Below are 12,894 nucleotides of genomic sequence, written 5' to 3' on the forward strand. Positions count from 1 at the left end.
CGGATGCGCGGTTCAGCCTGGCTGTAGCGCCAGGATCACCCCTTCGCCCGGCTCCAGGTCCAGCCGGCCGGACAGGGCAGCGCCGACGGCATGGCCGCCGCTGGAAAGCAGCACCCGCCCCGGTACCGCCAGGGGCAGCACGCCGGCATCGCCGCCGAGATTGAGCACCACCAGCAGCCGCCGGTCACCATGATGGCGCTCATAGGCCAGCACCTGCCCCCCGGCCGGCACCGCCACATAGCTGCCCAGGCTCAACGCCGGCTCCATCCGCCGCAGGGCGATGAGGCGGCGATAGAGCTGCAGCAGGGAGTCCGGCTCCTCGCGCTGGCGGGCCACGGTGGGTCCGGCCCCGTCGGCGCCCAGCGGCAGCCAGGGTGTGGCGCCGGGCGGGCAGAATCCGGCATTGGCACTGCCGTCCCAGGGCATGGGCGTGCGCACCGGATCGCGGCCCAGTCCCAGGCCCGGCACATTCTTTTCGTAAGGGTCCCGCACCCGCTCCGGCGGGATCGGCACGTCGGTCATGCCGATCTCATCCCCGTAATAGAGCGTGGGCGTGCCCCGCAGGGTCAGCAGCAGCAGGGCTGCAACCCGCGCCTGCCGCGGCCCGACCCGGCTGGCGATGCGGCTGCGGTCATGGTTGCCCAGCACCCAGTTGGGCCAGCCGCCGGGCGGCAGCGCCGCCTCGTAGCGGTCGATCAGCCCGGCGATCAGGCGGGCGTCCCAGGGGGCGTCGATCAGCTGGAAATTGAAGGGCAGATGCGCCCCCTGCAGGTTGGCGCCGTAATAACGCACCAGCCGCTCGGGCGGCAGCCAGATCTCACCGATCAGCACGCGGGCGGGATAGGCGTCCATCACCGCCCGCAGGCCGGCCACGACCTCATGCACCTCCGGCCGGTCGGCGGAGAATTCCGGGATCAGCCGGCCGGCCGGCGCCCCGCCCGGCCCGGCACCGGGGTTCTCCGGGTTGTCGCGGAACTGGTCGTCCTTGATCAGATGCCACATGACATCGACGCGGAAGCCGTCCACCCCCTTGTCCAGCCAGAAGCGCATGGCGTCGTGCATGGCGGCGCGGACCGCCGGATTGCGCCAGTTCAGGTCCGGCTGTTCCGGCAGGAAGGCGTGGTAATAATACTGACCGCTGGCCTCATCGAACTGCCAGGCGCTGCCGCCGAATTCCGACAGCCAGTTGTTGGGCGGCCCGCCCTCGGGGGCCGGATCGCGCCAGATGTACCAGTCGCGCCTGGGGCTGTGGCGGGAGGCGCGGCTTTCGCGGAACCAGGGGTGCTGGTCGCTGCTGTGGTTGGGCACCAGATCCAGGATCAGCTTCAGTCCGCGCGCATGGACCTCCCGCAGCAGCCGGTCGAAGGCGTCCATGTCGCCGAAAATCGGATCGATGCCGCAATAATCGGCGATGTCGTAGCCGAAATCCTTCATCGGCGAGGGAAAGACTGGGCTGATCCACAGCGCGTCCACCCCCATCCAGACCAGATGGTCCAGGCGGCGGCGGATGCCGTCGAGATCGCCGATACCATCCCCGTCGCTGTCCTGGAAGCTGCGGGGATAGACCTGGTACACCAGTCCGCGCTGCCACCATTCGGCCTCGGCCATGCGATCCCTCCATCGGTGTGAGCATCCCCGGCGGCAACCGCACGCCGCCGCCGCGGTTCCACCCTGCCGGCCCGCCCGATGCCGACGGCTCAGCCCCCCAGCAGCGGCCCCAGCGACTGTAGCAGATTGCGCAGGCTCAGCAGGACGATGACGATGGCGACCAGGATCATCAGCGGACGGTCCGGCAGTCGCTGCGTCACATAGGCGGCGAAGGGCGCCGCCAGCACGCCGCCCAGGATCAGCCCGGTGATGACCGGCCACAGCTCCAGCCCGATGGTGGCCAGGAAGGTGGCCGACACGGTGGTGGTGACGAAGAACTCGGCCATGTTGGTGGAGCCGATGGCATAGCGCGGCACCGTGCCGCCGCCGATCAGGGTGGAGGCCACCAGCGGCCCCCAGCCGCCGCCGCCGACCGCATCCAGGAAGCCGCCGCCCAGACCCAGCAGACCGACATGGCGGGGCGGTTCCTCCCGCGGCGGCGGCGGGTGCAGGGCCTTCCACAGGATCAGGGCGCCCATGCCCATGAGATAGAGCGAGGCGAAGGGCCGGATGGCCTCGCCCACCAGATCGGCCAGCACATAGGCGCCCAGGGCGCCGCCGACCATGCCCGGCACCGCCAGCCGCAACACCAGCTTCATCCGCACATTGCCCATGCGCCAATGGGCCAGACCCGAAGCGCCGGTGGTGAACATCTCCGCCGCATGCACGCTGGCGCTGGCCGTGGCCGGGGGGATGCCCAGGCTCATCATCACGCTGGAGGCGGTGACGCCATAGGCCATGCCGATGGCACCGTCGACCATCTGGGCGGCGAATCCGACGGCGGCAAACAGAAGGATCTGATCGAGCATACGAACCGGTCGTGGTTGGGGAGGTCTCCACTTTACAGGACGCAGCATTGGCCCGTCTCCCCTTTCGCTCCAGCATCCGCCCCGCGGGCGCCCCGCGGGCACGGGGGCGCCATGGCTGCGGCCCGGACGCCGGGTTGGAACCAGGGGATTTTTCCGCGGTTGCAGGAGCATGGACGATGCCCCGCCCCGCTCGCTGCCCCGCCCGCTGCCCCGCCCACTGGCCCACCCCCTGGCCGGCCCCTATCCCACGCCCCCCCTGCCCGAACCGGGCGGTCCGCCGCTGCACGATCCCGACAGACCGCCGCCGGTGGAGGAACCGCCGTCCCCGATTCCCCTGCCGCCGCTGGAGCCGCCGCCGCTGCCGGAACGGCTGGCCCGCCGGGGACCCGCTTACGGGATGGCCGTGCCGGGACAGATCCGGCCTGGTTAGCCCGGTCGGGATCGACCTCCAGGCGGGAACGCCGCCCGGCGCCGCCGGTTGGAGCAGGGCGGCCGCCGCTCCCGGCGCCGGCGACAGTCCTGCGGAGATCCGTCGATGCGCACCTCCCTGCTGACGGCCACCCTGCCGGTCCTGGCCATCCTGGCCCTGGCAGGGCCGGCCCAGGCCCAGTCCACGCCGTCCGAGGCCACCTCATCGGAGGCCCCGCCGGCTGAGAGCACACCGGCTCAAGCCCCCCAGCCCGCAGCCACGCCACAGCCGGGTCAGCCCGCCGCCGGCCCGTCCCTGGACCAGGCACAGGCCGCCCTGGGTGCGGCGCAGTCAGCGCTGCAGCAGGCCCGTGCCGCCGGCGACCGCGACCGGGAGGCCAGTGCCCGGGCCGCCATGCAGGACGCCCTGACCCGCATGGGCGCCGCCCTGACCCTGGCGCAGGAGCAGGTCAGAACCGCCTTGACCGCGGTCCGGGACAACAATGCCGATGTGACGCGACAGGTCGCCCTGCTGGCTGGTCCCGGTGAGGACCCCGGTGAGGACCCCGGTGAGGACAGCGTCGACGCGGCCGGGACAGCCCCGGACCCAACGGCCGTTGCGGTCGCGCAGCCGCCGGCTCGGGTGGCCGTGGCCCAGCAGCCGGCCCATGTGACCGTGCAGCCCCATGCGCCCCAGGTGCGGGTCGAACAGCAGAAACCCCAGCTGACGCTGGACCAGCCGGCCCCCCAGATCACGGTGCGGCAGCAGCCGGCCCGCATCACCGTGCGGCAGTTCCCGCCGGAAATCATCGTCCGCCAGTTCGAGCCGGAGGTGATCGTCCACCAGCGCGAGCCGGAGATCATCATCGAACAGGCCGACCCGGAGGTGGCGGTACAGCAGCCGGAGCCGCAGGTCGTGGCCGTAGTGCCGCCACCCGCCGTCGCCGTGCAGCAGCAGGACCCGGAGGTCAGCATCAGCCAGGCACCGCCCATGGTGCGCAGCGAAAGCCCGCCGCCCGCGGTACAGACGGGGGAGCAGACCGGATCGACGCCAGAGGAAACCGCGATACCCGGCCCTGCAACACCCGGCACTGCGGCACCCGACACCGGGACCCCCGACACCGGGGCCCCCGTGGCGGACCCGCCCCCGGCGGCGGCGGATCGGACATCCCCCGGACAGGCCGCCATCGACCAGACGGCCAATGCGCCGCCTGACCCGGCACAGACCGGGACCGGTCCGGCGGCGGGCGAACCGATGTCCGACCAGCCGGCAGGCACGCCGGCGGATACAGGGGCGGCCACCCGTCCCGACGCGCAGGCCGACGCGGACACGGCCGTGCAGCCACCGCCGGTGACCAGTGCCACCGACGACCAGGACGCGACGGAACCGGCTCCGGCCCATCCCCCCTCGCTGGATCTGGGCGTAACGCCGGACGAGCAGCCCCCGCCCGCATCCGCCGATCAGCCGGGCCTGCCGCCGGGAGAGACGCGGACCGTGCCGCCGGCCCGGTCGCCCGACCAGAGCGCCGATGCCGCGGCACCGGCTCCCCAGGTCCAGGGCGCGGTGCAACCCACCGTCGATCCCAGCCTGCAGGTGGCGGCCCTTCCGCCGTCCCCCGGCCAGGACGCGCCCGACCGGGACGCGATGGAGCAGACTGGCATCGCTCCCGATACGGCGCCTTACCGTGTGCCCCTGCGCGGGCTGGTGGGCCGGATCGTGCTGTCCGGCACGGGCGACCCGGTCGGGCGGGTCGAGGATGTGCTGATGGCGCCGGAGCGGCCAGGCACGGTTTCCGCCTTCCTGGTGCGGCTGGACGCGGCGGGCCGGTTGCAGCGCGTGGCCTATGGCGATGTCCGTATCGACCGGACGACCCTGACGGTGCCGCAGCCGTTCCCGTCCGCCTCCACGGATGGCGCCCCGCGCTAGCGCCCGTCCGCACCGCCCATGCGCCAGTGCCGGTGCCGGCAACCCGGCGGCAAGCCGGCTGGAAGACCGATTCTCCGATGGAAGGAACCGTCATGCGCCTGCCGCTCCCGTTTCTGGCCGCCCTGGTGCTGCCTCCCCTGGTTTCGCTTCCTGTGTCGGCCCAGGATCACCCCCAACCCCCGGCATCGCAGCAGACTCCGGGGCAGGCCCAACGCCTGGACCCGGCAACACAGGCCGAGATCAGCATCCGGCGCGCGGAACCCCGGATCGACGTGCAGGCGGCCGACCCCCAGGTGCAGATCCAGCAGTCCCAGGACAAGCCGTCGATCCGCATCGAACGCCTGACGCGCAAGGAGGCCAGCCTGCGCGACGCCGGCGTCGCCGACCGCCAGCAGATGGTGGGGCTGGCCGTGGTCGGTCAGGACGGCAACGATGTGGGGGAAGTCCGCGACCTGCTGTTGACTGGCGAGCGCATCGACAGCGTGGTGGTGGAGGCCTCTTCCGGCTTCCTCGGCATGAACGAACGCCTGGTGGCCGTGCCGTGGCAGCAGGTGCAGGTGGAGGGCGACGACAAGCGCCTGCGCCTGCCCCTGACCGATGATGCCATCCGGGAACTGCCGGAATTCCAGTATGAGCAGACCGGGCCACGGCAGGCCCTGGTCGGTCCCGATGGCGCAAAGCGCTGACCGCCGGCCGGCCGGGCCGCCCGGCACCGGCCATCAGGGACGTGGCGTCAGGGGGGAACCGGCGTCAGTGACAGCGTCACCTCGATGGTACGGCCCTGCTCCTGCCGTTCGAGCAATTGTCCGGCCACCTGGGCCACCAGGGCGCGGACCAGCCGCAGGCCCAGGTGCCCGCTTGCCGCCCGCGTGTCCGCACCGGAACCGCCCGCCGGGGACCGGGTGTCCACACCATCGTCGCTGACCCAGAGCCGCAGCACACCATCGGTCACGACCACCCCGGACCGGACGACACCGCCGGCCGCCGTTCCATGCAACAGGGCGTTGCTGAGCAGTTCGTTGAGCACCAAACCCAGCGGAACGGCACGATCCACATCCAGCATCAGGCCGGGCCGCGCCTGCATGGCGATCCGGCTGCCGGCCGGAACAGCCGAGAGGCCCCGGGGCAGGCGTTCGGCCAGAGTCAGGACGAAGGCGCCGAAATCCAGGTCCGCCACCGTCTCTGTCATGTACAGGCCGGTATGGATGTCGGCCAGACAGGCCACACGCTGATAGGTCTGGTCGAACAGGGCCTGCACCGCGGGATCGGTCAGGCTGAACGCCTGCAACCGCAGCAGGCTGGCCACCAGTTGCAGATTGTTCTTGATACGGTGGTTCAACTCCCGCAGCAGCCGGCGGCGAACCTCGGCCGCTTGATGCAGCGCTTGCGCCAGCACGGTTTCCCCGGCCGCAGGCCCGCGCAGCAGATCGTCGATGTCGGTGACGACGCCGAGTACCAGCGGCAGCGCCCCCCCGTCCGGGGAGGCCGCCGGCAGCAGTTTCTGTTCCTGGATCTGCACCCAGCCCCAGGCCGCCGGTCCGGATCGGCGCCAACGCAGCCGCACCGACGGTCCGTCGGCCATGAGCAGGTTGACATCATCCGGATGGATGAGCTGGTCCAGCGGCAACTCGGCCGCGCCGTCGGGACCCAGACCGACAAAATGCGTCACGGCGTCGGTCCAGTCGAGCAGGGCCGGACGGTCCGGCCCGCGCAGATAGGCCATGCCCGGAATCCGGCGCAGCAGGTCGGCCGCGGCAGCAGGAACGGGCGATGCCGATGGCTGCGGTCCGAGGGGCGGACGATGTTCCGAAACGGCCATATCCGAGACCGAAAAATTAAGACATCCAAGCGGATAGTTCCGCTATCCGCACTATCGGCATCCGAGATGACCGGCGCAATACGCAAATCAGCCGATGCCATTTCTCAAATACATTCCAGCCATTCATTAGAAAAATCTCACAAATCGGAAAAGAATATTAGAATGTTTTCATGCCATCTTTGCGAGATAAAATTCACGATTTGAAGCCCAGGGATGTAGACAACTTAAAATTCCAACAATCGGCAAAATTAAGGTTGAAAGCAGAGAAACGGCGCCGCCCTTTGCCGCCCAGATCGCGCCACCGCACGAACTCTTCGCTCCCTTTGGTCGCGCCCGGGGATCATTGGGGCGTCCACGGCCAGGGGAACAGCCCCGGCCGTCGCCCTGTTGCCTCAACGGCAGGAAAGGTCCGTCGCAACGGAAAAGGTGCAATCATGTCCGGACAGGATGAGGACCGGCCCGGGGGTCTGGGCAATGTTCCCGTCGATGAGGCCAAGCAGCCGCGCTTCCGCCCTCGCGGCCACGCGGACGAGTCATCGCCACCAACACCGGAGAAGGCCGTAATCAAGACGGTGGAGGCCTGCTGCCGCGGCCAGGCCGGCCACGCCCAGCCGCCGACCGACCGGCGGCGCTGAGACGGGATCAGCCCGTCAGCCCATCGGCGCCAGCCGCTCCCCCAGCTGCGCCCCCAGTCGCGCCCCCAGCCGCGCCAGGGTGGCGGCCATGGCCGGCGGCGGCTCGGCCTGCGCCGTGACGGGACCGGTGTCCCAGGGGAACGACACACCCCGCGCCAGCAGATGCAGCGGCTGGTCCGGCGGCAGGATGTCGCCATAGATCGGATCGCCCAGCATGGGCAGGCCGGTATAGGCCAGGTGGGCCCGCAGCTGGTGCATGCGACCGGTGCGCGGCTTCAGCTCCAGCCAGCTGAGGCCGCCATCGCTGCCCAGCAGGCGCCAGTCGGTCAGGGCCGGCTTGCCGGCGGGGTCGACGACGACTTTGGAGCAACCGGGGATATGGACCTTGCACAGCGGCAGGTCGATCCGTCCCTCCGCCCCCACGGGACGGCCCTTGACCACGGCCCAGTAGGTCTTGTCCACACGGCCGGACACGAACAGACGGCCCAGCCGCGCCGCCGCCTCTGCGGTCAGGGCCAGCACCAGACACCCCGCCGTATCCTTGTCCAGACGGTGGGCCAGCCGCGGGATCTGATCCGGCCCGTCGGCCAGCAGCGGCAGATACTGGTCGAGATGCTCGGGCGTGCGCGTGCCGAAATGCACGGGCAGGCCGGGCGGCTTGTCGAACACCAGCACCTCTGCGTCCCGATGGAGCACGCGGGCGCGGATTTCCTCGGGGCTGTAGGGCATGGCGGGTCCGGCGGGTGGCGGGAACGGGGCGCTGTGGGCGGCGAACAGCAGGTCAGGCCAGCGTGCTGCCGCCGAGAAACAGGGCGAACCCGGCCAGCAGGGCCGCAGCCGCCCGGTGCAGCAGCGGCCCGCTGCCCGCCCTGGACAGCAGATGCGCGCCGAAGCCGATCCACAGCAGCGCCACCGGCACCAGAACGCTGGCAAACAGCAGAGCGGCCATCAGGAATCCCTGGATATGGACGAAGGCCTCGGCCGGGAACAGCCCGCTGGCGAACAGCAGCCCCTTGGGATTGAGCAGGGTGGCGACGAACAGGCGCTGCGGCGTGATGCCGGGACCGTTCTGTGACAGGCCGGAGCCGGCCTGCCACAGCCGCAGCGCCAGCACCACCAGATAGGCAGCGCAGAGCAGCCGCAGGGCCGAAGGCAGCCAGGGCGCCGCAGCGGACACCGCGGCCAGCAGCAGCCCCCAGGCGGAAATGGCCAGCAGATAGCCCCCCAGTTCCGCCGGAATCAGCGGCAAGGCCCGACGCAGCCCCCTATCCGCGCCGGCCAGCGCCAGCAGCGTGTTGGTCGGCCCCGGTGTCAGCAGGATCAGGGCGATGGCGGCAAGAAACACGGTCGGCTCGGTCATGCCGGCGTTCTAGCATGATCGGCCCGCAACCGGGCCTTGATCCTGCTCATTTCCCTAAAAAAACTGTTTCCCGCCCGCGCCGGTTCCGCTGCCGGCACCATCCCGCCTATCGAACCACTATACGGAGGGTTATCTGGAGCTGTCGCTCGACTGCTGTATAGTGGTTGGTGATTGCTCGGTTTCACTTGGCAGCCCCCACCGCCCCTCCGGCAGTGGGGGTTTCTTTTTCGGCGGCCCACAGCGGCGGGCTGCAGCGGCGGCACACAGCGGCACACGGCCCCTCCCGATCCCGACCTTGGCCCTTGACCTTCCCGTCACTGGAAGGTCCATCTCTCCGGGGACACTGTCCGATCAGATCGTGGATGCCGCCCATGTCCTCCCCGTCGCTCTCCTTTCCCGTCCAGGGCATGACCTGCGCCAGCTGTGCCGCGCGCCTGGAAAAGGTGCTGGGCCGGGTGCCGGGTATCGCCGCGGCCTCGGTCAATCTCGCCAGCAACCGGGCCAGCGTCACCCTGGCCGAGGCCGGCCCCGCGGGTCTGGCCGAGGTGGGGGCCGCGGCGGCGGCGGCCGTGGAGAAGGCCGGCTTCACGCCGGGTGTCGCCACCCTTGATCTCGCCATCACCGGCATGACCTGCGCCAGCTGCGCCGGCCGGGTGGAGAAGGCGCTGCGGCGCGTGCCCGGCGTGCTGGAGGCCCAGGTCAATCTGGCCACGGAGCGCGCCCGCGTGCGGCAGCTGGGCGGCGATGCGGACAGGCTGATCCAAGCCGTGGCCCGCGCCGGCTATGGTGCCGCCCCGGTGATGGACGGCCCCGCCCCCGCCGGTCCCCCTGATCGCGGCTGGGCCAGCGTGGCGCTGGCGGCGCTGCTGACGCTGCCGCTGGTGCTGCCCATGCTGCTGCAGCCGCTGGGCGTGCCCCTGCACCTGCCGGGCTGGCTGCAACTGGCGCTGGCGCTGCCGGTGCAGGTGGGCCTGGGCGCACGCTTCTACCGGGCCGGCTGGAAAGCCCTGCGCGCCGGCAGCGGCACCATGGATCTGCTGGTGGCACTGGGCACCAGCGCCGCCTTCTGCCTGTCGGTCTGGATGCTGCTGACGGCTGATGCCGGCCATCCGCCCCACCTCTATTTCGAGGCGTCCAGCACGGTCATCACCCTGGTGCTGCTGGGCAAGGAGCTGGAGGGACGGGCCAAGCGCCAGACGGCCGCCGCCATCCGCGCCCTGTCGGCGCTGCGGCCCGAGCGGGCGCGGCTGCTGCGCGACGGGGTGGAGCAGGAGGTGCCGGTGGCCGCCGTGCGCGTCGGCGATCTGGTCATCGTCCGGCCCGGCGAGCGCATCCCCGTGGACGGGACCGTGCGCGAGGGGCAGAGCCATGTGGACCTGTCCATGCTGACGGGGGAGAGCCTGCCGGTGGCGCGCGAGGCCGGCGGCAGCGTGCCCGGCGGCGCCGTCAACGGCGAGGGGCGGCTGCTGCTGGAGACCACGGCCGTGGGCGCCGAAACGGTGCTGGCCCGCATCATCCGGCTGGTGGAGGACGCGCAGGCCGCCAAGGCCCCGATCCAGAAGCTGGTGGACCGGGTCAGCGCCGTGTTCGTGCCCGTCGTCCTGGGCATCGCCCTGCTGACGCTGGCCGGCTGGCTGCTGGCCGGGGCCGGGCTGGAGCGGGCCGTGGTCAATGCCGTCTCCGTGCTGGTCATCGCCTGTCCCTGCGCCCTGGGGCTGGCCACCCCCACGGCCATCATGGCCGGCACCGGTGTCGCCGCCCGCGCCGGCATCCTGATCAAGGACGCCGAGGCGCTGGAACGGGCGCAATCCGTGGACACGGTGGTCTTCGACAAGACCGGAACCCTGACCGAAGGGGCGCCGACCCTGCTGGCGGCCGAGCCGGTGGCGGGGCTGGCGCAGGCCGATCTGCTGCGGCTGGCGGCCGCCCTGCAGCGCGGCAGCGAGCATCCGCTGGCCCGGGCGGTGCTGGCCGCGGCGGCGGCGACCGAAGGCATGGCCGTGCCGGCGGCGACGGATGTGCGGGCCCTGCCCGGCCGCGGCATCGCCGGACAGGCTGACGGGCGCCGGCTGCAGCTGGGCAGCGCCCGGCTGATGCAGGAGCTGGGCCTGTCGCTGGCCCCCGTGGCCGACCCGGCGGCGCGGTATGGCGCCGACGGCCGCACCCTGTCCTATCTGGCCGACACCGGCACGGGCGCGCTGCTGGGTCTGCTGGCCTTCGGCGATGCGCTGAAGCCCGGCGCCGCCGCCGCCGTGGCCCGGCTGAAGCGGGCCGGCGTGCGCACCGTGCTGCTGACCGGCGACAGCGCCGGCAGCGCACGGGCCGCGGCCGGCGCCCTGGCCCTGGACACGGTGCTGGCCGAGGTTCTGCCCGCCGACAAGGCGGCGGCGGTGGCGACCCTGCGGGCCGGCGGACACCGGGTCGCCATGGTCGGCGACGGCATCAACGACGCCCCGGCCCTGGCCGCCGCCGATGTGGGCATGGCCATGGGCAACGGCACCGACGTGGCCATGCAGGCGGCCGGCATCACCCTGATGCGCGGCGATCCGGCCCTGGTGGCCGATGCGCTGGACGTGTCGCGGCGGACCTGGGCCAAGATCCGGCAGAACCTGTTCTGGGCCTTCGTCTATAATGCGCTGGGCATTCCGCTGGCGGCGCTGGGACTGCTGAATCCGGTGCTGGCCGGGGCGGCCATGGCCTTCTCCTCGGTCAGCGTCGTCGCCAACGCCCTGCTGCTGCGGCGCTGGCGGCCGGCGTCCCGGTCCTAGGCACGGGCGGGCGCCAGCCGGAAACCGGCGCCCGCCGTGGGTCCCCCGCGTTCCCCCGCCGCGTCAGGCCCGCTTCCAGCTGGTGCCCTGCGGCCCGTCCTCCAGCACGATGCCCTGGGCCAGCAGGTCGGCACGGATGCGGTCGGCCTCGGCGAAGTTCTTGGCCTTGCGCGCATCCTTGCGGGCCTGGATGGCCGCTTCGATGGCGGTCGCGTCCAGATCGGCGCCCTTCGGCGCCCAGCGGAACCAGGACTCCGCCTCCTGCCCCAGGAAGCCCAGAAGGCCGGCCCCGGCCTTCAGCGCCGCCGCGGCCGCACGCTTTTCCGCCTCCGTCCCCGCCTTGTGGAAGCTGTTGGCCAGCTCATGCAGGGCGCTGATGGCCAGCGGCGTGTTGAGGTCGTCGCACAGCGCCTGCAGCACCTCCGCCGGCACCGGCGCGGTATCAACGGGGGCGGTCCCGGCCGCGCGCAGCACGCCGTACCAGCGGTCCAGCGTCTGCTTGGCCTGGGCGATCTTGTCCTTGGTGAAGTCCAGCGGCTGGCGGTAATGGGCCGACAGCAGGGCCAGACGGATGGCCTCGCCGGGGAACTCGTCCAGAAGTTCGCGGGCGGTGTAGAAGTTGCCCAGGGACTTCGACATCTTGTCGCCGGCGATGGTCAGGAAGCCGCTGTGCATCCAGACATTGGCCATGACCGGGGTGCCATGGGCGCAGCGGCTCTGGGCGATCTCGTTCTCATGGTGGGGGAAGATCAGGTCCAGCCCGCCGCCATGGATGTCGAACATGGCCCCCAGATGCATGGCCGACATGGCCGAGCATTCGATATGCCAGCCGGGCCGGCCCTGGCCGGGGCCGGCGCTGGCCGGGTTGTCCCAGCCGGGTTCGCCGGCCTTGGCCGGCTTCCACAGCACGAAATCGGCCGGGCTGCGCTTGTAGGGCGCCACCTCGACGCGGGCGCCGGCGATCAGCTCGTCCTGGCTGCGCCGGGACAGGCGGCCATAGTCCGGCATGGCCGGCACATGGAACAGCACATGCCCCTCGGCCGCATAGGCGAAGCCCTTCTCCACCAGCGTGTCGATCATGGCCCGCATCTGCCCGATATGGGTGGTGGCCCGCGGCTCCACATCGGGGCGCAGCAGGCCCAGCCCGTCCATGTCGGCATGGAACTGGGCCGTGGTCCGGGCCGTGACGCTGTCGATGGGCTCGCCGGACTTGTGGGACCGCTCGATGATCTTGTCGTCCACGTCCGTGATGTTGCGGGCGTAGGTGACGCGCGGATAGAGATGCTTCAGCAGCCGGGCCAGCAGATCGAAGGCGCTGAAGGTGCGGGCGTTGCCCACATGGGCATAGTCATAGACCGTGGGGCCGCAGACATAGAGCTTCACATGGCCGGGATCGATGGGGGTGAAGGCTTCCTTGCTGCGGGTCAGCGTGTTGTAGAGCGTCAGGGCCATGGAAACGCACTCGTCTTTGGGCGGTGGTCTTGAGGGGCGTGATCTTGTGACACAGTCTTCGGGGGCACA

Annotated in this window: 11 protein-coding genes; 5 read left to right on the forward strand and 6 right to left on the reverse strand. The window is 71.3% G+C overall.

All coding sequences use genetic code 11. The annotated features are described in order from the left end of the window. Nucleotides 1-12: 12 nt before the first annotated feature. Together DK368_RS02465 and DK368_RS02470 are read right to left on the reverse strand one after the other, a co-directional pair. Complete coding sequence (locus DK368_RS02465) at nt 13-1,608, reverse strand: alpha-amylase family glycosyl hydrolase (RefSeq protein ID WP_114391946.1); 1,596 nt, start codon at nt 1,606-1,608, stop codon at nt 13-15. A gap of 89 nt (nt 1,609-1,697) precedes the next feature. After that, complete coding sequence (locus DK368_RS02470; protein ID WP_114391947.1) at nt 1,698-2,456, reverse strand: sulfite exporter TauE/SafE family protein; 759 nt, start codon at nt 2,454-2,456, stop codon at nt 1,698-1,700. A gap of 169 nt (nt 2,457-2,625) precedes the next feature. On the opposite strand from DK368_RS02470, the gene DK368_RS02475 reads away from it, so the two are divergent. The 3 genes from DK368_RS02475 to DK368_RS02485 all read left to right on the forward strand — a co-directional run bounded on the left by DK368_RS02475 (nt 2,626) and on the right by DK368_RS02485 (nt 5,477). Further along, nucleotides 2,626-2,886, forward strand: a complete 261-nt coding sequence (locus DK368_RS02475; protein WP_240002296.1) for a hypothetical protein — start codon at nt 2,626-2,628, stop codon at nt 2,884-2,886. A 105-nt stretch (nt 2,887-2,991) separates the two neighbouring features. Then, nucleotides 2,992-4,791: a hypothetical protein gene (locus DK368_RS02480; protein WP_114391948.1), complete on the forward strand. Its 1,800-nt coding sequence runs from the start codon at nt 2,992-2,994 to the stop codon at nt 4,789-4,791. Nucleotides 4,792-4,883: 92 nt separating this feature from the next. Next, nucleotides 4,884-5,477, forward strand: coding sequence for a PRC-barrel domain-containing protein (locus tag DK368_RS02485; RefSeq protein WP_162305827.1), 594 nt, complete (start codon nt 4,884-4,886; stop codon nt 5,475-5,477). Between the two features lie 47 nt (nt 5,478-5,524). Here the strand turns inward: DK368_RS02485 and DK368_RS02490 are convergent, their stop codons facing one another. Beyond that, the gene (locus DK368_RS02490) at nt 5,525-6,514 is read right to left on the reverse strand and encodes a sensor histidine kinase (protein ID WP_162305828.1); all 990 of its coding nucleotides are present in this window, start codon (nt 6,512-6,514) and stop codon (nt 5,525-5,527) included. Between the two features lie 530 nt (nt 6,515-7,044). Here DK368_RS02490 and DK368_RS02495 point away from each other — a divergent pair. Further along, on the forward strand, nt 7,045-7,245 hold the full coding sequence (locus DK368_RS02495; protein WP_114391951.1) for a hypothetical protein: 201 nt from the start codon (nt 7,045-7,047) through the stop codon (nt 7,243-7,245). Nucleotides 7,246-7,260: 15 nt separating this feature from the next. Here DK368_RS02495 and DK368_RS02500 read toward each other — a convergent pair whose 3' ends face one another. Together DK368_RS02500 and DK368_RS02505 are read right to left on the reverse strand one after the other, a co-directional pair. Continuing rightward, entirely contained in the window at nt 7,261-7,974 is a 714-nt protein-coding gene (locus DK368_RS02500) for an RluA family pseudouridine synthase (protein ID WP_114391952.1), read from the reverse strand. A 52-nt stretch (nt 7,975-8,026) separates the two neighbouring features. Beyond that, nucleotides 8,027-8,605, reverse strand: a complete 579-nt coding sequence (locus tag DK368_RS02505) for a LysE family translocator (RefSeq protein WP_114391953.1) — start codon at nt 8,603-8,605, stop codon at nt 8,027-8,029. 371 nt (nt 8,606-8,976) lie between these two features. On the opposite strand from DK368_RS02505, the gene DK368_RS02510 reads away from it, so the two are divergent. Further along, the gene (locus DK368_RS02510) at nt 8,977-11,373 is read left to right on the forward strand and encodes a heavy metal translocating P-type ATPase (RefSeq protein WP_155524441.1); all 2,397 of its coding nucleotides are present in this window, start codon (nt 8,977-8,979) and stop codon (nt 11,371-11,373) included. Nucleotides 11,374-11,436: 63 nt separating this feature from the next. Here the strand turns inward: DK368_RS02510 and cysS are convergent, their stop codons facing one another. Continuing rightward, nucleotides 11,437-12,825, reverse strand: a complete 1,389-nt coding sequence (gene cysS, locus DK368_RS02515; protein WP_114391955.1) for a cysteine--tRNA ligase — start codon at nt 12,823-12,825, stop codon at nt 11,437-11,439. Between the last annotated feature and the right edge of the window lie 69 nt (nt 12,826-12,894).

This window comes from Oleisolibacter albus (assembly GCF_003336875.1).
GTDB classification, from domain to species: Bacteria; Pseudomonadota; Alphaproteobacteria; order Azospirillales; family Azospirillaceae; genus Niveispirillum; species Niveispirillum album.

What these genes read in the sequence shown, in the direction of transcription:
- DK368_RS02465 (WP_114391946.1), bottom strand. Translation starts at nt 1,608, where the DNA reads ATGGCCGAGGCCGAATGGTGGCAGCGCGGACTGGTGTACCAGGTCTAT.
- DK368_RS02470 (WP_114391947.1), bottom strand. Translation starts at nt 2,456, where the DNA reads ATGCTCGATCAGATCCTTCTGTTTGCCGCCGTCGGATTCGCCGCCCAG.
- DK368_RS02475 (WP_240002296.1), top strand. Translation starts at nt 2,626, where the DNA reads ATGGACGATGCCCCGCCCCGCTCGCTGCCCCGCCCGCTGCCCCGCCCA.
- DK368_RS02480 (WP_114391948.1), top strand. Translation starts at nt 2,992, where the DNA reads ATGCGCACCTCCCTGCTGACGGCCACCCTGCCGGTCCTGGCCATCCTG.
- DK368_RS02485 (WP_162305827.1), top strand. Translation starts at nt 4,884, where the DNA reads ATGCGCCTGCCGCTCCCGTTTCTGGCCGCCCTGGTGCTGCCTCCCCTG.
- DK368_RS02490 (WP_162305828.1), bottom strand. Translation starts at nt 6,514, where the DNA reads ATGGCCTATCTGCGCGGGCCGGACCGTCCGGCCCTGCTCGACTGGACC.
- DK368_RS02495 (WP_114391951.1), top strand. Translation starts at nt 7,045, where the DNA reads ATGTCCGGACAGGATGAGGACCGGCCCGGGGGTCTGGGCAATGTTCCC.
- DK368_RS02500 (WP_114391952.1), bottom strand. Translation starts at nt 7,974, where the DNA reads ATGCCCTACAGCCCCGAGGAAATCCGCGCCCGCGTGCTCCATCGGGAC.
- DK368_RS02505 (WP_114391953.1), bottom strand. Translation starts at nt 8,605, where the DNA reads ATGACCGAGCCGACCGTGTTTCTTGCCGCCATCGCCCTGATCCTGCTG.
- DK368_RS02510 (WP_155524441.1), top strand. Translation starts at nt 8,977, where the DNA reads ATGTCCTCCCCGTCGCTCTCCTTTCCCGTCCAGGGCATGACCTGCGCC.
- cysS (WP_114391955.1), bottom strand. Translation starts at nt 12,825, where the DNA reads ATGGCCCTGACGCTCTACAACACGCTGACCCGCAGCAAGGAAGCCTTC.